This is a genomic window from Variovorax sp. W2I14 (assembly GCF_050435205.1).
GTDB lineage: Bacteria > Pseudomonadota > Gammaproteobacteria > Burkholderiales > Burkholderiaceae_C > Variovorax > Variovorax paradoxus_C.
Map to the genome: position 1 here is coordinate 2,603,088 of NZ_JBNDJX010000001.1, position 17,243 is coordinate 2,620,330.

The 17,243-nt window shown below is 64.7% G+C and carries 15 protein-coding genes and 1 tRNA gene; 2 read left to right on the plus strand and 14 right to left on the minus strand.

Annotated features, from left to right (window positions below):
• Positions 1–389: 389 nt before the first annotated feature.
• The 3 genes from QF040_RS12065 to QF040_RS12075 form a co-directional block, all read right to left on the minus strand.
• A complete protein-coding gene (locus QF040_RS12065) occupies positions 390–1,127 on the minus strand; it encodes a response regulator transcription factor (RefSeq protein ID WP_429611231.1) in 738 nt (245 codons plus the stop codon).
• On the minus strand, positions 1,124–3,247 hold the full coding sequence (locus tag QF040_RS12070; RefSeq protein ID WP_429611232.1) for a sensor histidine kinase: 2,124 nt from the start codon (positions 3,245–3,247) through the stop codon (positions 1,124–1,126). The genes QF040_RS12065 and QF040_RS12070 overlap by 4 nt, the downstream gene beginning before the upstream one ends.
• Before the next feature lie 245 nt (positions 3,248–3,492).
• A complete protein-coding gene (locus QF040_RS12075) occupies positions 3,493–4,395 on the minus strand; it encodes a LysR family transcriptional regulator (RefSeq protein WP_429611233.1) in 903 nt (300 codons plus the stop codon).
• Positions 4,396–4,501: 106 nt separating this feature from the next.
• On the opposite strand from QF040_RS12075, the gene QF040_RS12080 reads away from it, so the two are divergent.
• Together QF040_RS12080 and QF040_RS12085 are read left to right on the plus strand one after the other, a co-directional pair.
• On the plus strand, positions 4,502–5,419 hold the full coding sequence (locus QF040_RS12080) for a dihydrodipicolinate synthase family protein (RefSeq protein ID WP_429611234.1): 918 nt from the start codon (positions 4,502–4,504) through the stop codon (positions 5,417–5,419).
• A 68-nt stretch (positions 5,420–5,487) separates the two neighbouring features.
• Positions 5,488–6,447: a Bug family tripartite tricarboxylate transporter substrate binding protein gene (locus tag QF040_RS12085; RefSeq protein WP_429611235.1), complete on the plus strand. Its 960-nt coding sequence runs from the start codon at positions 5,488–5,490 to the stop codon at positions 6,445–6,447.
• Between the two features lie 419 nt (positions 6,448–6,866).
• Here the strand turns inward: QF040_RS12085 and QF040_RS12090 are convergent.
• The 11 genes from QF040_RS12090 to QF040_RS12140 all read right to left on the minus strand — a co-directional run bounded on the left by QF040_RS12090 (position 6,867) and on the right by QF040_RS12140 (position 17,204).
• Positions 6,867–6,943: transfer RNA gene (locus QF040_RS12090), tRNA-Pro, on the minus strand.
• A 26-nt stretch (positions 6,944–6,969) separates the two neighbouring features.
• Positions 6,970–7,428, minus strand: a complete 459-nt coding sequence (locus QF040_RS12095) for a MerR family transcriptional regulator (protein WP_013542332.1) — start codon at positions 7,426–7,428, stop codon at positions 6,970–6,972.
• Positions 7,429–7,492: 64 nt separating this feature from the next.
• Positions 7,493–7,864, minus strand: coding sequence for an integration host factor subunit alpha (locus QF040_RS12100; protein WP_198784729.1), 372 nt, complete (start codon positions 7,862–7,864; stop codon positions 7,493–7,495).
• Between the two features lie 2 nt (positions 7,865–7,866).
• Positions 7,867–10,308 carry a phenylalanine--tRNA ligase subunit beta gene (gene pheT, locus QF040_RS12105; RefSeq protein ID WP_429611236.1) on the minus strand — a complete coding sequence of 814 codons (2,442 nt, stop codon included), beginning with the start codon at positions 10,306–10,308 and terminating at the stop codon, positions 7,867–7,869.
• 37 nt (positions 10,309–10,345) lie between these two features.
• Positions 10,346–11,422 (minus strand): phenylalanine--tRNA ligase subunit alpha, encoded by a 1,077-nt coding sequence (gene pheS / locus QF040_RS12110; protein ID WP_429611237.1) that lies wholly within the window; start codon positions 11,420–11,422, stop codon positions 10,346–10,348.
• Positions 11,423–11,535: 113 nt separating this feature from the next.
• Entirely contained in the window at positions 11,536–11,895 is a 360-nt protein-coding gene (gene rplT / locus QF040_RS12115) for a 50S ribosomal protein L20 (protein ID WP_007832499.1), read from the minus strand.
• 24 nt (positions 11,896–11,919) lie between these two features.
• On the minus strand, positions 11,920–12,123 hold the full coding sequence (gene rpmI, locus QF040_RS12120) for a 50S ribosomal protein L35 (RefSeq protein WP_007832497.1): 204 nt from the start codon (positions 12,121–12,123) through the stop codon (positions 11,920–11,922).
• Positions 12,124–12,277: 154 nt separating this feature from the next.
• On the minus strand, positions 12,278–12,901 hold the full coding sequence (gene infC / locus QF040_RS12125) for a translation initiation factor IF-3 (protein ID WP_080559403.1): 624 nt from the start codon (positions 12,899–12,901) through the stop codon (positions 12,278–12,280).
• Between the two features lie 101 nt (positions 12,902–13,002).
• The gene (gene thrS, locus QF040_RS12130; RefSeq protein ID WP_429611238.1) at positions 13,003–14,910 is read right to left on the minus strand and encodes a threonine--tRNA ligase; all 1,908 of its coding nucleotides are present in this window, start codon (positions 14,908–14,910) and stop codon (positions 13,003–13,005) included.
• A gap of 328 nt (positions 14,911–15,238) precedes the next feature.
• Positions 15,239–16,570, minus strand: a complete 1,332-nt coding sequence (gene aceA, locus QF040_RS12135; RefSeq protein ID WP_013542338.1) for an isocitrate lyase — start codon at positions 16,568–16,570, stop codon at positions 15,239–15,241.
• Positions 16,571–16,814: 244 nt separating this feature from the next.
• Positions 16,815–17,204, minus strand: coding sequence for a gamma-glutamylcyclotransferase family protein (locus QF040_RS12140; protein ID WP_429611239.1), 390 nt, complete (start codon positions 17,202–17,204; stop codon positions 16,815–16,817).
• Positions 17,205–17,243: the final 39 nt, after the last annotated feature.

Below are 17,243 nucleotides of genomic sequence, written 5' to 3' on the forward strand. Positions count from 1 at the left end.
CCATGCGCAGCGTGTTCAAGGTGCTGCGAAAAAATCAGATCGGAAGCGGCGGGCCGACGGCGCGGTCATCCCCACGCGCCGGGCGCCGGGGGACTCGCCGCGCGGGAAATCGACGAGCAGGCGAGGCTCGTTCGATGTGGCCGGCGACCGCGCGGGTCGATGGCTGTCGTGGTGCTGTTCAAGGGGTCTCCTCCCGCCATGCCATCGCAAGGACGCATGGCGCGTGCGGCATCACTGCGCTGCCGCTTGGAGAGAAATTCTCAAGTGCCGCTATCGGATTTGCACCTTACTTTTTCTTGCAATGGACACGCCTTCACCTACGGAAAACCGTGGGTTTTCCTGCAAGAGGAATGCATTGGCTTTCACGCGCCGGCAGGGCCCGTGGCGCATCAACGCTCGATGCGCACGCTCCCCTGAAAGCTGTAGCCCTCGCCGCGCACCGCGACGATCGGCAGCTTCTCGCCCGTGGCCTGCTCGGCCTTGCGGCGCAGCCGCGACACCGTGACGTCGAGGTTGCGCTCGTAGGCTTCCAGCCCGGGGCGTCCCATCGCCGCGAGCAGCGTGGCCCGGTCCACCACTTCGCGCGGCTGCTCGATCAGGCACTGCAGCAGCCGCGCTTCCGCGCTGGACAACTGCACGCCCTGGCCGGCCGGCGACAGCAGGAACCAGGTGGTGACGCGATAGCGCCACGGCGCCTGCGCGGCGGGTTCGCCGGCCTCCATCGCAGCGGGGTCGCTCGCGATTTGCCCTCGCGTTTCCTGGCTGCGCTGCAGCAGGTTGTGCAGCACCATCTCGAGCTCCCGCAGGTTCACCGGCTTCACGAGGTAGTAATCGGCGCCCAGGCCCAGTCCGTGCAGGCGATCGTTCGCCATGCCGCGCGCGGTCAGCATCACGATGCGCATGGCGCTGCGCGCTCTCAGCCGGGCCAGCACGCTGAAGCCGTCTTCGCCCGGCAGATTGATATCGCACACCACGGCATCGAAGTCCTGCCGCTGGAGTTCGGCGTCCAGCGCCTCGGCGCTCTCCAGGCCGCTCGCGAACATGCCCACGCCGCGCAGGTACCGCAGCACCGTGTCGCGCAGGTCGTCGTCGTCCTCGATGACCAGCACGCGGGCCGGAGCGCTCATCGGAGCCCTCCGTAGGCGGGAATTGCCGCAGGGCTTCCGCCGCGCGCTTCCGGCGGCTCGGAGCTTCCGAGCAGCGGCAGGGTCAACGTCAGCACGGCGCCCTGCCCGCTCGCGTTGGAGGCGACCACGCTTCCACCATGAACCGTGGCAATGCGGTGCACCATGTGCAGGCCCAGTCCGATGCCCGGAATCCGCCGCACGCCGGCCGCGCGATAGAAGCGCTCGAAGACATGCGTGAGATCCTGCAGCAGGAAGCCGGGGCCTTCGTCGCACACCTGGATGCAGACGCCCGGCACGGCGTCGTCGTGGTCGTCCGAAAGGCCATCGGAGCGGCAGCGCCGGATTCCGGCCCTGACCACCACCGGCGAATGCGGCGGCGAGTACTTGATGGCGTTGGTCAGGAGGTTGTCCATGGCGATGTGCATCAGCGTCTCGTCCGCCAGCACCGGCAGTTCGCGCGCATCGAGATCGAGGGAAATCCGCCCGCCACCCACGCCTTCGTTGTGCTCCTCGATCTTCTCGCGCAGAAAACCCGCGAGCTCGACAGGCACCAGGCACAGGTTGTTGCTGGACGCCTGGAGCCATTCGTCGGCCAGCAGGGTGTCCACCAGATCGCGCATGCGAAAGACGGTACGGCTGATCTTCTCCGCTTCCTTCTTGACCTCCTCGCGCGCCAGGCCGAGCCGGTCGTCCGAGAGAATCTGCGCCGCCCCGCCGATCGTGCCGAGCGGCGTGCGGAACTCGTGCGACACCATGGCCAGCAGGCCGCGCTGCTCGCGGAATGCCAGCGCCAGCTGGTCGTGCGTGCGATGGTGCTGCGCGATCTCCTGGCGCAGGTCGCGGGTGCGTTCGTTCACCCGTCGTGCCAACCGCGCGCGATGCCGCCGGGACAGCGCAAGCGCCCGCCGCTCGCGGTTGCGCACGCGCCAACCCAGCGCGAAGAAGAAAGCCATGATGTGAAGGATGCTGCCGATCGCATAGCTGGACTGGGTGGCCAGCGTATAGGGCAGCCACTGCAGGTTCTTCGCAAAGTGCGCCACGCCCATCAGGAGGTAGATGGCATAGCCGACCAATCCCGGCCAGGCCTGGATGTTCCGGCGCAGCGCAACGGCGCACATCGGCACGATGCAGGCGGCGAACACCACCCACATCAGGTTCAGCGGTCGCGCGATGCGTCCGTACCAGCCCGCCATGGCCAGCGCACAGGCCGCGAGGCAAACCAGCGTCATCACCTGGAACACCCGGTTCATGCGCGGGAACTGCCGCTCCATGTCCAGCAGCACGCGGGCGAATCCGAATGCGGCGGCGCTGTGCAGGCAGACCGCGAAGTTGTGCAGGCGAACGGCGGCCAACGGGTGGTCCTGCAGCCACAGGGACGCCGGCAGGCCCTCCGAGCTTCCGAACACCAGCGCGAGCGTGAGGAGATAACCGGCGTACGCAATGAATCGCCGGTCGGGCAACGCGATGCCCATCATCAGGCTGACCACCGCCATCAGCAGGACCATGCCGGCGACGGCCGCATCGACGTAGTCCAGCTCCTGCTGTACCACGGCCTGCTCGCGCAGCGGCGATACGCCGCCGGCGAGGGTCAGCGAGCGGTCGCCTGCCAGCCGCACCCAGACCCAGCGCGGCTCGGTATCGGGCAGGTCGGGCAGGCGCACGGCAGGGATCGACCAGGGCAGCTCGCGCGTGGAGGCTGCGCGCATCCCGCCAAGCGCGCGGTGCGTGAAGCCGCCGTTCGCGCCGCCTGCGCCGTCCGCGCCGTCGGGCCACCACACGTCGATGTAGTCGGCATACGGCGCATTCAGCCGCAGCCACCAGCCACCCTCGATCGGATGCGCAATCTCTTCGGGCGAGGCCTGGACCTGGAAGCGCACCCACCAGGCGCCCCTGGCATAGCCGCCGTTGAAGACGCCCTCGACCGTCTTGAATTGCTGCTGATGGGAAGGCGATGCCACCTGTTCGCGCGTGAGCAGGCCGCTCTTGTCGTGGTAGGCCTCCAGGCGCCCGTTGAAGCTGCGCTCGAGGATGTCCAATCCGGCATCGAGTCTCAGCGGCTCCGTCTGCGCATGACTCGGCATGGCCAGGAATGCCAGCAGGAACAAGGCGAGCCCCGCCATCGCGCGGACCGCAGCGAGCCGCAACCCGAAATTTGTCAAGCAAAGCGCGATGAACAAAGTTGCCGTCCGAGTCCTCGAAGTGCCGTCACGGCGCCGTCTGCGTCGCCGCTTCGCACCGGATTCTGGTGCGCGGCCGCGGAGTTTGCACCTTACTTTTTCTTTCATCCGTCGGGCTTCGCGCCAGAGGCGCGCGTGCTGTCGCCATGCAACCGTTCCGGGCACGCCGCGCGTTGCGCCGCCATTGGCTACGCCTTGGCCGGCACCGGGTACGCCTCCTGGATCAGCAGGCGCACCGCATCCACCACGCCCTGGCGACCGCGGCGGCGCCAGGCCAGATGAACCTCGACATCGAAGCTGTCGGTCTCGTCCAACGGACTGAAGCGCACGCCCGCATAGCCCAGCTTCTGCGCGGAGCGCGGCACGAGCGCCACGCCCACGCCCGCATCCACGAGGGCTAGGATCGAATGCGTGTGGCTCAGGGTCTGCACCGTTTCCGGTGCGACGGCCTGGGCACGCAGCCTGCCGGCAATCAATTCGTAGAGATAGCGCGACTCCGACGGGCAGAACTGGATGAACGCCTCGCCTTCCAGATCGCGCAGGCGCATGCGAGCCTGCCCGGCCAAACGGTGCCCGCTGGGCATCGCGAGCACGAAGGGTTCACGAAAGATCGCGGCCGATTCGGCAAAGCTGCGCGGCGCGAACGGCCGCACGATGCCCAGCTCGATCCGGTCGGTGCCGATCGCCTCGATCTGGTCCACGGTCTGCATCTCGCGCAGCACGATCTGCACGTCGGGCAGCTGCGCCTGCACCGAGGCCAGGAGCTGCGGCAGCAGCGTGAAGCTCGCCGCGGGAATGAAGCCCATCGTCACGGAGCCGGCATCGGCGCGCATGGCACGGCGCGCGGCCAATGCGGCCGACTGGCTGCGGCGCAGGATGTCTTCCGCCTCGCGCAGGAACACGGCACCCGCGGGCGTCAGCCGCACGTTGCCGCCGGAGCGCTCGAGCAGCAGCACGCCGAGCTCGTGCTCCAGCAGCTGGATCTGGCGTGTCAGGGGCGGCTGGGTCATGTTCAGCGAGACGGCCGCGCGTCCGAAATGAAGTTCGGTGGCAACGGCCACAAAGCATCGGAGTTGGGTGAGCTGGAACACGGCGATTCAATTCTTGGATTGCAGCATCCCGTGTATGGATTGGACGCCGCTTCAGGTGACTTCTAGAGTAGCCGCTTTCTCCGCCACTCCATTACGGGACAACCAGATGAGTCATTTCCACGGCGCGGCACTGCGCGCTGCGCTCCAGGGCATTTCAGGCATTTTGGTGACGCCCTTCGATGCCGACGACAGCCTGGCGCCCTCGCGGCTCGGGGTCGTGGTCGACCGCGCGATCGACGCGGGCGTGCATGTGCTCGTGGCCAACGGCAACACGAGCGAGTTCTACGGCCTGCAGGCACACGAAGCCGAGCAGATGGTGCATGCCGCCGCCGAATGCATCCAGGGACGCGCGCCGCTTCTGGCCGGCGTGGGCCGCAGCGTGCACGAAGCCTGCGCCCTCGCCCGCGCTTCGCGCAAGGCCGGCGCCGATGCCCTGATGGTTCACCAGCCGCCCGATCCGTTCGTGGCACCGCGCGGCGTGGTGGCCTACCTGCGCCAGATCGCCGACGCGGCCGACGGCCTGCCGCTGGTGCTTTACCTGCGCAACGAGGCGATCGGCCTGGCCGCGATCGAGGAGCTGTGCCGCATTCCGCAGATCGTCGGCGTGAAGTGGGCATCGCCCACGCCGCTGGTGCTCGCCGAAGCCATGCGCCGCACCGCCGATCTCGGGCTGGCCTGGGTCGGCGGCCTGGCGGAAGTCTGGGCGCCGCCGCTGTATGCGGTGGGTGCGCGCGGCTTCACGTCGGGCCTCATCAACGTGCGGCCCGAACGCTCGGTCGCCATCTACCAGGCGCTGGAGGCGGCCGACTATCCGCAGGCCATGCGGCTCATCGAAGAGATGCTGCCCTTTGAAGAGCTGCGCGCCCAGGAAAACAACGGCACCAACGTGACCGTGGTGAAGACCGCGCTGCAGATGATGGGCAACGACTGCGGTGCGGCGCGCGCGCCTTCCGCATGGCCGCTCTCGGAGAACCAGCACCGGCAGCTGCATGCGCTGATGTCGGGCTGGAACCTGCTGCGCTGACCGTTCCCGTCGCGGTGCCGATGCGGCGCCGCTGTTCGAAGCTTTCCCACAACTATCAAAGACAAACCATGAACCGCCGATCTCTGCTCGCCCTGGCCGCCTTACTTTCGTTGAACGGTGGCGCCGCCGTCGCCCAGGAATTTCCCGCACGCCCTCTCACCATCGTCGTGGGCTCGAGCGCCGGCAGCGCCACCGACGGCCTGGCGCGCGCCGTGGCCCTGGAAGTGACGAAGGCGACTGGACAGTCGGTGATCGTCGACAACCGGCCCGGGGCCTTCGGCGGCATCGCCGCGCAGTTCGCATCGCGTGCGCAGCCCGACGGCTACACCGTGTTCATGACGACGAACACCACGCAGGCGGCCAATCCGCATCTGCAGAAGAAGCTCTCGTACGACCCCATCAAGGACTTCGCGCCCGTGGCCTTGCTCGCCAAGGGCTATCAGCTGTTGGTGGTGAATCCGCAGGTCAAGGCGAACAGCGTCGCGGAACTGATCGCGCTGGCCAAGGCTTCGCCGGGCAAGCTCAACTACGGATCTGGCAGCTCCTCCGCGCAGGTTGCCACCGAGTTGTTCCAGCAGATGACGGCGACCAAGTTCAACTACGTGCCCTACAAGGCCAACCCGCCGGCGGTGATCGATCTGGTGGCGGGCCAGACCGACCTGATGATTGCGGACCTCGCCACGACCTTGCCGCAGGTCAAGGCAGGCAAGCTGCGCGCACTGGGCCTGACCAGCCCGAAGCGCCTGTCCCTCGTGCCGGGCACGCCCACGGTCGCCGAGTCGATCAACGGCTATGAGTTCGGGTACTGGAACGCGCTCTATGCCCCCGCAGGGACCCCGGCACCGGTGGTGAGCCGGCTGAACGCGCTGATGCAGTCCGCCATGAAGGCGCCCGCCGTGCGCAACGTGGCCGAGCAGGCGGGCATGGAAGTCTCGCTGTCGAGCCCTGAAGAACTCGGCAAGTTCCAGCTCTCCGAGCTCGAGCGCTGGGGCCGGATCATCAAGACCGCCGGCATCGTCGCGGAGTAGCCGGTCGGGTTCGATTCCAACCCGCGGCTTCCCAGACCGCATCCGGGTGATGGTCGTGAGGAGAGCGGAGAGAAAAGCATCGGGGTGATGCGCTCGTGCAGACCACCTCGATGGCCTCGCGCATCCGTTCGGACGGAAACAACTCGGCGAGCAAGGCACACGGCCGCGCAGGTACTGCGCCGTTCGCATGGAGCTCATGAGCGCAGGGCTGAACCGGGCGGCGGATGCGCACAGCCGTCAACGTGTCCTGCAGCGCAGCAGGTTGTCGTCGAGCTTCAGGGATCGGGAACGGGCTACCCACGCGCGATAAGGGACCAACTGTGCGCAGCCACATGCTGGCCGAAGATGGCTTTCGCCAATTTCCCCAATGAAAAAGGGCGTCCGGTGGATGAAACCGGACGCCCTTGGACGTTTTTTGTTGGTCGGTGTGAAAGGATTCGAACCTTCGACCCCTTGCACCCCATGCAAGTGCGCTACCAGGCTGCGCCACACACCGAAGCCTGCAATTATAGCCGGCGGAAATCAGCGTCCGACGGTCAGGAGTTCACGAATTTCAAAAAGCTCGCGGCGAAGGTGCAACAACTGCGACAGGTCGACGGTGCGCGGCGCGGTCTGGTCGGGGCTGTCCTGCACCACGGCGGCGTCGAATTCTTCCTGGTCGATCTCGATCGCTTCCATGCCTTCGAGCGGCACCTCGCCGGCCTTGCGGCGATCGCGCTCGCCTTGCACGAGCTCTTGCAGCTTGTTGCGTGCACCGCTGATCGTGAAGCCCTGGTCGTAGAGCAGGTCGCGGATGCGGCGGATCATCAGCACCTCATGGTGCTGGTAGTAGCGACGGTTGCCGCGGCGCTTCATGGGCCGCAGCTGCGTGAACTCTTGCTCCCAGTAGCGCAGCACATGTGGCTTGACGCCGCAGAGTTCGCCGACTTCACCGATGGTGAAGTAGCGTTTGACAGGAATCGGCGGGAGTGTTTTCTCCATTGAAATCAAGACGGTGCGCGGGAAACCTGAGAGATTACTCTACGCCGCCACCGAGCACCAAGCACTATTCGGTGCCCAGGCTCCACTCGACTTCGGATGAGCCGCTCTGCTCGATGCTTCCGTGAATCTGTTCCTTGAGCTTGGCGCTCGCATGGAACGTGGCGACGCGACGTTCGCCGATCGGAATGGCTTCGCCGGTGCGCGGATTGCGACCGGGCCGCGGCGCCTTCACGCGAATCTGGAAATTGCCGAAGCCCGAGATCTTCACGTCCGTGCCTTCGATCAGGCTGTTGGCCACGAGCTCGAAGAACGCCTCGACCATGTCCTTGGACTCGCGCTTGTTGAGCCCGATCTGCTCGAACAGCAGGTCGGCCAGGTGCGCCTTGGTGAGCGCCGGCGTTTCGAGAGCCTCGAGCGTGAATTCGGCAGCGTTCATCTTCATCCTCTCAAGCGGCCGCCGACCTTGGCGCCCAGTTGTTCGACGATGGCACGGACAGCGGGCTCGACCTGCTCGTCCGTGAGGGTGGCGCTGTCGCTCTGGAAGCTCAAGCGCACCGCCATGCTCTTCTCGCCTTGCGCCAGCGCGCCGGGTGCTGCAACGGCTCCGCCCTGCAGCGGCTGCGGACGGTAGATGTCGAACAGCGTTGCATCGCGCAGCAGGCCCTCTGCAGCGGCCGTCGAGCGGATTGCTTGCATCAACGCATCGTGGGTCACGGCCTCGGCGACCACGACTGCGATGTCGCGTTCGACCGCCTGGTGCTTGGGCACCGGCTGTGCCACCGGCACGGGGCGCGCGGCGACGGCATCGAGGTCGAGTTCGAACAGCACGGGTGCTTGCGCGAAGTCCCACTTCTGGCGCCAGCGCGGATGCAGTTCGCCGACGAAGCCGATGGCCTTGCCGTCGATCGACACACGGGCCGAACGGCCGGGGTGCAAGGCTGGATGCTCAGCCGGCTCGAAGGTCGGAACCAGCGGCGCGAGCAGTGCTTCGACGTCGCCCTTGACGTCGTAGAAATCGATGCGCTGCGGCTTGCCGTCCCAGCGTGATTCGTCGGCGTCGCCCCATGCGAGGCCCGCCATGCGCATCGGCTGGTTCACGCCGCGCACCGTGCTGTCGGTGGTGACGACGCTGTCGTCGCGCAGGAACACGCGGCCCAGTTCGAAAACGCGCACGCGCGGTGCCTTGCGGTCAAGATTGAACTTCAGCACCTGCAGCAGCGAGCCCATCAGCGACGAGCGCATCACGCTCATCTGGCTGGCAATGGGGTTCAGCAGCTTGACGGGATTGGCATTGCCGGCGAGGTCTTGCTCCCAATGCGCTTCGACAAAGCTGAAGTTGATGGTTTCCTGGTAACCGAGTGCCGCGATGCTGCGGCGCACTGCGAAACGGCTGCGTTGCGCTTCGGGCCGCACACGGGCGGTGATGGGCGCGAGCGGTGCGGTGGTCGGCAGGTTGTTGAAGCCGATCAGGCGCGCGACTTCTTCGATCAGGTCTTCCTCGATCAGCAGGTCGAAGCGGTGCGGCGGCGGGGTCACGGTCAACGTGCCCTCGCCTTCCGCGATGGCGAAGCCGAGACGGTTCAGTGCATCGGCACATTGCGCCTGCGTGAGCGGCATGCCGATCACGCGTGCAGCGCGCGCCACACGCAGCGTGACGGGCACCGTTGCGGGCACGTTCAGCGTCTGGTCGTCCATCTTGCCGGCTTCGCCGCCGCAGATCTCGATGATCAATTGCGTGATGCGCTCGATGATTTCGACGCTGCGGCTCGGATCGACACCGCGCTCGTAGCGATGACCCGCGTCGGTCGAGAAGTTGAAGCGGCGCGAACGGCCCTGCACGGCCTCGGGCCACCAGAACGCGGCTTCGACGTAGATGTTGCGGGTTTCATCCGAGACCGAGGTCGCGTCGCCGCCCATGATGCCGGCCAGCGATTCGACCTCGCGGTCGTCGGAGATCACGCCGACCTTGTCGTCGACGGTGATCGTCGTGCCGTTCAGCAGCTTGAGCTGTTCGCCCGCCTTGCCCCAGCGCACCGTGAGGCCACCGTGGATCTTGTCGAGGTCGAAGATGTGGCTCGGCTGGCCGTACTCGAACATCACGTAGTTCGAGATGTCGACCAGCGGCGTCACGCTGCGCTGGCCGCAGCGCGCGAGGCGCTCGACCATCCAGGCGGGCGTGGCGACGGTGGTGTTCACACCGCGCACGATGCGGCCGGAGAAGCGGCCGCAGAGTTCGGGCGCTTCGACCTTGATCGGCAGCACGTCGTTGAACGATGTGGCCACTGGCGCGATCGTCGGCGTCTTGAGCGGTGCACCCGTGAGCGCAGCGAGTTCTCGCGCGACGCCATACACGCTGAGGCCGTGCGCGAGATTGGGCGTGAGCTTGAGGGTCAGCAGCGCGTCGTCGAGCTTGAGCACGTCGCGCACATCGGCGCCGATGGGCGCATCGGCGTCGAGTTCGAGCAAGCCGCCGTGGTCTTCGCTCAGCTTCAGTTCGCGCGCCGAGCACAGCATGCCCTGGCTCTCGACACCGCGCAGCTTGCCCAGCTTGATGAGGAAAGGCTTGCCGTCTTCACCGGGCGGCAGTTCGGCGCCGACGAGCGCGCAAGGCACCTTGATGCCGACGCGCGCATTGGGCGCGCCGCACACGATGTTGAGCAAGGCGCCCTGCCCCGCATCGACCTGGCAGATGCGCAGGCGATCGGCATTCGGGTGCTGCTCGGCTTCCTTGATTTCGCCGACCACGATGCGCGTGAAAGGCGGCGCCACCGGTCGGCGCTCTTCGACCTCGAAGCCGCCCATGGTGAGCGTTTCGGCCAGCGTGGCGCTGTCGAGGGGCGGGTTGCAGAACTCGCGCAGCCAGGATTCCGGGAATTGCATCTCTTCGATCTCGATCTGATTTTCTGGGGATGGGTGCTTACTGGAACTGCGAGAGAAAACGCAGGTCGCCGTCGAAGAAGAGGCGCAGGTCGTTCACCCCGTAACGCAGCATCGTGAGCCGGTCGGGGCCCATGCCGAAGGCGAAGCCGATGTAGCGCTCGGGGTCGAGCCCCATGTTGCGCACCACGTTCGGATGCACCTGGCCGGAGCCCGACACCTCGAGCCAGCGGCCGGCCAGCGGTCCGCTCGCGAACTGGATGTCGATTTCTGCACTGGGCTCGGTGAACGGAAAGAAGCTCGGGCGGAAGCGCAGCACGAGGTCGTCGCGCTCGAAGAAGGTGCGGCAGAAGTCGGTGAAGACGACCTTCAGGTCCTTGAAGCTCACGTTCTCACCGAGCCAGAGGCCTTCGCACTGGTGGAACATGGGCGAGTGGGTGGCGTCGCTGTCGACGCGGTAGGTGCGGCCTGGGGCGATCACGCGGATCTCGGGCGCCTTCACGGTGCCGGTGGTGTCGGCTGCGGCAGCGGCAAATTCGGCCGCGTACTTCTTGATGTGCTGATGCGCATAGCGCACCTGCATCGGGCTGGTGTGCGGACGCAGGTTGTAAGGGATGCCGTCGTCGCCGTTGAGGTCGACGTAGAAGGTGTCCTGCATCGAGCGCGCAGGATGATTCGGCGGGTTGTTGAGCGAGGTGAAGCTGTGCCAGTCGCTCTCGATCTCGGGGCCGTCGGCCACGTCGAAGCCCATGCTCGAGAAAATCTCCTCGATGCGCTCCAGGGTGCGGCTCACGGGGTGCAGGCCGCCGGGGATGCGGCGACGGCCGGGCAGGCTCACGTCGAGCGCTTCGGCACGCAGTTGCAGGGAGAGTTCTTCGTCAGCCAGTTGCTGGCGGCGGTCGGTCAGCGCGGACTCGATGGCCTGTTTGGCAACATTGATCGCGGCACCGCGGGACTTCTTCTCTTCGACACTCAGCGCGGCCATGCCCTTCATCAACTCGGTGATGCGGCCCGACTTGCCAAGGAACTGGGCCTTGGCGTTTTCGAGCTCGGCGGGCGTTTTCGCTTCGGCGAAGGCGGCGCGGGCGGTGGCTGCAAGGGAGTCCAACTCGTTCATGGCAAGAAAAATCTTCGAGGGGAAATAAAAAAGAGCTGGAGCCTTTTCAAGCGCCAGCCCTTGAGCCGTGGGCGCAGGAAGCTGCCCGGAGGCAGCACCCCTGCTGTGCAGAATCAAGCAGCCAGCTTGGCCTTGACCTGCTCCACGATGCCGGCAAAAGCGGCCTTGTCGTGCACGGCGATGTCCGCAAGCATCTTGCGGTCGATCTCGATACCGGCCTTGCGGATGCCGTTGGCGAACTGGCTGTAGGTCAGGCCCAGTTCACGCGAGGCGGCGTTGATACGCGCAATCCACAGCTGACGGAACACGCGCTTCTTGGTACGGCGGTCACGGTAGGCGTATTGGCCTGCCTTCATCACCGCCTGTTTGGCGACGCGGAAGACATTGCCGCGGCGACCGCGGAAACCCTTGGCGAGTGCGAGAACTTTCTTGTGGCGGGCGCGAGCCGTTACACCACGTTTGACGCGAGGCATGTGTGTACTCCTTGTTCGTCTGAGTTAAATGCCACGGCCGGGCAGCATGGCGGCGACAGAAACCATGTTGGTCTCATGCACTGCGACTGCACCACGGAGGTGACGCTTGTTCTTGGTGGTCTTCTTCGTCAAGATGTGACGCTTGAAGGCTTGACCGCGCTTGACGGTGCCACCGGGACGAACGCGGAAACGTTTTTTCGCGCTGCTCTTGGTCTTCATTTTGGGCATGTGAATGCTCCTTTAGTTTGTGCTCGTGAGGCGCCATGGATGCTCCATGAACTTGTTGGCCCCGAGACACTTCTTTATCTCGCCCCTGCCAGCACTTCTTTCAAAGCGCCGGCAATGGCGAAATCCCTTCAAAACCTCATCTGCTGCAAACGCCTCAGGCGGTTGCCGTGGGCGCTGGTGCCGGCGCAGCGTCTGCTGCCGGCTTGGGAGCAGCGCCGCCGGCCTTCTTGCGGCCCGGCGCGATCATCATGATCATCTGGCGGCCTTCCAGCTTCGGGAACTGCTCGACCATGATCGTGTCGCCCAGTTCATCGCGAATGCGCTGCAGGAGCGCCAGACCGAGTTCCTGGTGCGTGATCTCGCGGCCGCGGAAGCGCAGCGTGATCTTGCATTTGTCGCCCTCTTCAAGAAAGCGCTTGATGTTGCGCATCTTGATGTTGTAGTCGCCATCGTCGGTACCGGGCCGGAACTTGATTTCCTTGACCTCGATGACCTTCTGCTTCGACTTCGCCTCGGCCGCCTTCTTCTGCTCGTGGTACTTGAACTTGCCGTACTCGATCAGGCGGCATACCGGCGGGTTGGCCGCCGCGACGACCTCCACCAGATCCACATCGGCCTCGCCAGCAAGGCGCAGGGCCTCCGAGAGACTCATAACACCCATTGGCTCGTTTTCCGGGCCTACAAGGCGGACTTCCGGGGCCATGATTTCCCGGTTCAGGCGGTGTTGGCGTTCCTCGCGGTGGCGGCGGTCGCGAAATGCAGTAGCGATGGTCAGGATCCTTCAAAATTTGCTACAAAATCTGTAGCGAACGCCGGTCAGTCCTCGCGGACAAGCGGCACGATTTGGCTGGGAAACATATGGGGTGTTTCAGAGGCAAATCAACGCTTGTCGGCAACATCCTGGACGAGCCGTTGCACGAACGATTCGAGGGACATTGCTCCGAGGTCTTGATTGCCCCGGGCGCGCACTGCGACGGCACCTGCTTCCTTTTCCTTGTCGCCCACGACAAGGATGTAAGGGAGCTTTTGCAACGAATGCTTCCGTATTTTATACGTAATCTTCTCGTTGTGCAGATCCAGCTGAACCCTAAGCCCTTGATTTTGCAGCGTTTTCGCAACTTGCGCAGCGTAGTCGGCCTGTCCTTCGCTGATATTGAGCACCGCCACCTGTACCGGGGCGAGCCATGCGGGCATCGCGCCGGAGTGGTGTTCGATCAGCATACCGATGAAGCGCTCCAGGCTGCCCACGATCGCGCGATGCAGCATCACGGGGTGCGCACGGCCGCTTGATTCCGTCACGTATTCGCCGCCCAGGCGCTCGGCCGTGTTGAAGTCGACCTGCATCGTGCCGCACTGCCACTGGCGGCCGATGGCATCGCGCAGCGTGTATTCGATCTTCGGGCCGTAGAAGGCGCCATCGCCCGGCGAGATGATGAAGTCGACGCCCGAGCGGCGCAGCGACTCCATCACCGCATGCTCGGCCTTGTCCCACAGCTCGTCGGAACCGACGCGGTTCTCGGGCCGCGTCGCGACCTTGTAGAGGATGTCCGTGAAGCCGAAGTCGGCGTAGACCTTCTGGAGTTGCTCCGTGTAGGCGATGCATTCGTCGAGGATCTGGTCTTCCGTGCAGAAGATGTGCCCGTCATCCTGCGTGAAGCCGCGCACGCGCATGATCCCGTGCAGCGCGCCGCTGGGTTCATTGCGGTGGCACTGACCGAATTCGCCGTAGCGCAGCGGCAGGTCGCGGTAGCTGCGCAGGTCCGACTTGAAGATCAGCACGTGGCCCGGACAGTTCATCGGCTTCAGCGCGTATTCGCGCTTTTCCGACTCCGTCGTGAACATGTTGTCGCGGTAGTTCTGCCAGTGGCCCGTTTTCTCCCACAGGCTCTTGTCGAGGATCTGCGGGCCTTTCACTTCCCAGTAGCCCGTGTCGCGGTAGATGCCGCGCATGTACTGCTCGACCGCCTGCCAGACCGCCCACCCCTTGGGATGCCAGAACACCACGCCCGGCGCCACTTCGTCGATGTGGAACAGGTCGAGCTCCTTGCCGAGCTTGCGGTGGTCGCGCTTTTCGGCTTCCTCGATGCGCTGGATGTACTGGTCGAGCTGCTTCTTGTCGGCCCAGGCCGTGCCATAGATGCGCTGCAGTTGCTCGTTCTTGGCATCGCCGCGCCAGTAGGCGCCGGCCAGCTTCGTGAGCTTGAAGACCTTCAGGAAGCGCGTGTTTGGCACGTGCGGGCCGCGGCACATGTCGACGTATTCCTGGTGGTAGTAGAGGCCCATTGCCTGCTCGTCGGGCATGTCCTCGACGAGGCGCAGCTTGTAGTCTTCGCCGCGCGACTTGAAAACCTCGATCACCTCGGCGCGCGGCGTCATCTTCTTCACGACGTCGTAATCCTGCGCGATCAGCTCGCGCATGCGCGCCTCGATGGCTGCCATGTCCTCGGGCGTGAAGGGGCGCTCGTACGAGATGTCGTAATAAAAACCCTCTTCGATCACCGGGCCGATCACCATCTTGGCCGTCGGATAGAGCTGCTTGACCGCATGGCCGACCAGGTGGGCCGTCGAATGGCGAATGATCTCCAGGCCCTCCTCGTCCTTGGGCGTGATGATCTGGAGCTTGGCGTCATGGTCGATGACGTCGCTGGCATCGACGAGCCGGCCGTCGACCTTGCCGGCCACCGTCATCTTGGCGAGACCGGGGCCGATGGACTGGGCCACTTCGGCCACCGAAACCGGGCCTGGGAACTCGCGGCGCGAGTTGTCTGGGAGCGTGATCTGGATCATGTGAAACCTCGGGAGAAAAACAAAAAGCGCGGTGGATGCCGCGCTTTGCTTGGTTGGGAGCTGGAAGAAAAACCAGCGAGCGCGGGCTACCGGCCCTTTCCTTCGATCGCTTCGAAGAAGAAAAAGCCGCTCGATCCTTGCGGAGTAGTTCGCGGTGTCATAACCAAGGTGCCTTTCTCGCTCTTGTTGAGTGCAGAGGCGGCGATTCTAACTTCTGGCCGCTCGAGCTGTCGCCGCAGCCTCCTCTGGCCCCGCCGATGAAACGCCACAAAAAAAGCCCGGCACACGGCCGGGCTTGAGAGTGACAGCGAAAAACTGCGTCGACAGATCAGTGGAACTGCTCTTCCTCGGTCGAACCCGACAGCGCCTTCACGCTGGACGAGCCGCCCTGGATCACGGTGGTCACGTCGTCGAAGTAGCCGGCGCCGACCTCCTGCTGGTGCGACACGAAGGTGTAGCCCTTGTCGCGCGCGGCGAACTCGGGTTCCTGCACCATGTTCACGTAGTGCTTCATGCCTTCGCCGTTAGCGTACGCATGGGCGAACTGGAAGGTGTTGTACCAGTTGATGTGGATGCCGGCCAGCGTGATGAACTGGTACTTGTAGCCCAGCTCCGAGAGGTCTTCCTGGAACGAAGCGATCTGCTTGTCGTCAAGGTTCTTCTTCCAGTTGAACGACGGCGAGCAGTTGTACGAGAGCAGCTTGCCGGGGCAGGCGGCGTGCACGGCTTGCGCGAATTCGCGGGCGAAGCCGATATCGGGCACGCCGGTTTCGCACCACACGAGGTCTGCGTAGGGCGCGTAGGCCACGCCGCGGCTGATGGCCTGCTCCAGGCCGTTCTTGACCCGGTAGAAGCCTTCCTGCGTGCGCTCGCCGGTCAGGAAAGGCTTGTCGTTCGCGTCGTGATCCGACGTGATCAGGTTGGCGGCTTCCGCGTCGGTGCGGGCCAGCACAATGGTCGGCACGCCCATCACGTCGGCGGCGAAACGCGCGGAAATCAGCTTCTCGCACGCTTCGTGCGTCGGCACGAGCACCTTGCCGCCCATGTGGCCGCACTTCTTCACGGCAGCCAGTTGGTCTTCGAAGTGCACGCCGGCGGCGCCCGAAGCAATCATGTTCTTCATGAGTTCGAAGGCGTTCAGCACGCCGCCGAAACCGGCTTCGGCATCGGCCACGATCGGCAGGAAGTAGTCGATGAATTCCTTGTCGCCCGGGTTGATGCCGCGGCCCCACTGGATTTCATCGGCGCGCTTGAAGGTGTTGTTGATGCGGCGGACCATCGTCGGCACCGAGTCGTAGGCGTACAGCGACTGATCGGGGTACATCGTCTCGGACGTGTTGCCGTCGGCCGCGACCTGCCAGCCCGACAGGTACACGGCTTCCAGGCCTGCCTTGGCCTGCTGCATGGCCTGGCCGGCGGAGATGGCGCCGAACGCGTTCACGTAGCCCTTCTTCGCGCCGCCGTTGATCTTGTCCCAGAGCTTCTCGGCACCGCGGCGGGCCAGCGTCTGCTCGATGGGGAAGGAGCCGCGAAGGCGAACCACGTCGGCCGCGCTGTAGCCACGCTTGACGCCCTTCCAGCGCGGATTGGTGGCCCAGTCTTTTTCGAGGGCGGCAATCTGCTGTTCGCGGCTCAGTTGTTCTGTGAGGGTCTGGGGCATGGTCACTCCGTGAGGTTGATTGAAGGGTTGAAAAAGCGATTGGGCGCTGCGGCCTTGGGATCAACTGTAATTCGATCCAAGACTCTTATGTCTTATAGAAGACATATTTTTCACTCAACAAAATCAAAGACTTACGGTGATATCCCTCAATGCGAAATTATTTTTCTCATATTGAGAAAAAATATTGCGCCGCAACAGCGGCGTCTTCCACGATGTGCAATCAATCTTTCGGTGGTGAAAACGCTCATGGTTTCTTTGCAGCGTGCGCGATCCAATCGCCGCCATCGATCACGGGACGCCCCTCGATCCGCGAAGGGTGAATCTCATAGACCAGGCAATCAAGCCACTCCGCATCAACCGCCACGCGAACCTCGCGCTTGATGTATTCGCCCGAATCGTCCTCAGCCACTTCTTCCAGCAGATCGAGCGCCGCCTCGACCTCGGGCTCTACGCGATAGACCTCGCCCTTCACGCGCCCCACTCCACCGAGCACGACGCCTGGATAAGCCCCAAGGTCGTACAGCATCCCGTCAATGCTCGCCTCGCCAACGAACACGGGCGAAGGCCGATAGCGCGCGATGTCGTTGCGCCCATGGCGGCGCAGCGTGCCGTAGACAAAAACGTGGGGCATCATCGATCCGCTTTCTTCCGCAACAACAAAAACTTCAGTCTA

What these genes read in the sequence shown, in the direction of transcription:
- QF040_RS12095 (WP_013542332.1), bottom strand. Translation starts at nt 7,428, where the DNA reads ATGGAGAAAACACTCCCGCCGATTCCTGTCAAACGCTACTTCACCATC.
- QF040_RS12085 (WP_429611235.1), top strand. Translation starts at nt 5,488, where the DNA reads ATGAACCGCCGATCTCTGCTCGCCCTGGCCGCCTTACTTTCGTTGAAC.
- pheS (WP_429611237.1), bottom strand. Translation starts at nt 11,422, where the DNA reads ATGAACGAGTTGGACTCCCTTGCAGCCACCGCCCGCGCCGCCTTCGCC.
- QF040_RS12100 (WP_198784729.1), bottom strand. Translation starts at nt 7,864, where the DNA reads ATGAACGCTGCCGAATTCACGCTCGAGGCTCTCGAAACGCCGGCGCTC.
- pheT (WP_429611236.1), bottom strand. Translation starts at nt 10,308, where the DNA reads ATGCAATTCCCGGAATCCTGGCTGCGCGAGTTCTGCAACCCGCCCCTC.
- QF040_RS12140 (WP_429611239.1), bottom strand. Translation starts at nt 17,204, where the DNA reads ATGATGCCCCACGTTTTTGTCTACGGCACGCTGCGCCGCCATGGGCGC.
- QF040_RS12065 (WP_429611231.1), bottom strand. Translation starts at nt 1,127, where the DNA reads ATGAGCGCTCCGGCCCGCGTGCTGGTCATCGAGGACGACGACGACCTG.
- rplT (WP_007832499.1), bottom strand. Translation starts at nt 11,895, where the DNA reads ATGCCTCGCGTCAAACGTGGTGTAACGGCTCGCGCCCGCCACAAGAAA.
- thrS (WP_429611238.1), bottom strand. Translation starts at nt 14,910, where the DNA reads ATGATCCAGATCACGCTCCCAGACAACTCGCGCCGCGAGTTCCCAGGC.
- QF040_RS12080 (WP_429611234.1), top strand. Translation starts at nt 4,502, where the DNA reads ATGAGTCATTTCCACGGCGCGGCACTGCGCGCTGCGCTCCAGGGCATT.
- QF040_RS12070 (WP_429611232.1), bottom strand. Translation starts at nt 3,247, where the DNA reads ATGGCGGGGCTCGCCTTGTTCCTGCTGGCATTCCTGGCCATGCCGAGT.
- rpmI (WP_007832497.1), bottom strand. Translation starts at nt 12,123, where the DNA reads ATGCCCAAAATGAAGACCAAGAGCAGCGCGAAAAAACGTTTCCGCGTT.
- aceA (WP_013542338.1), bottom strand. Translation starts at nt 16,570, where the DNA reads ATGCCCCAGACCCTCACAGAACAACTGAGCCGCGAACAGCAGATTGCC.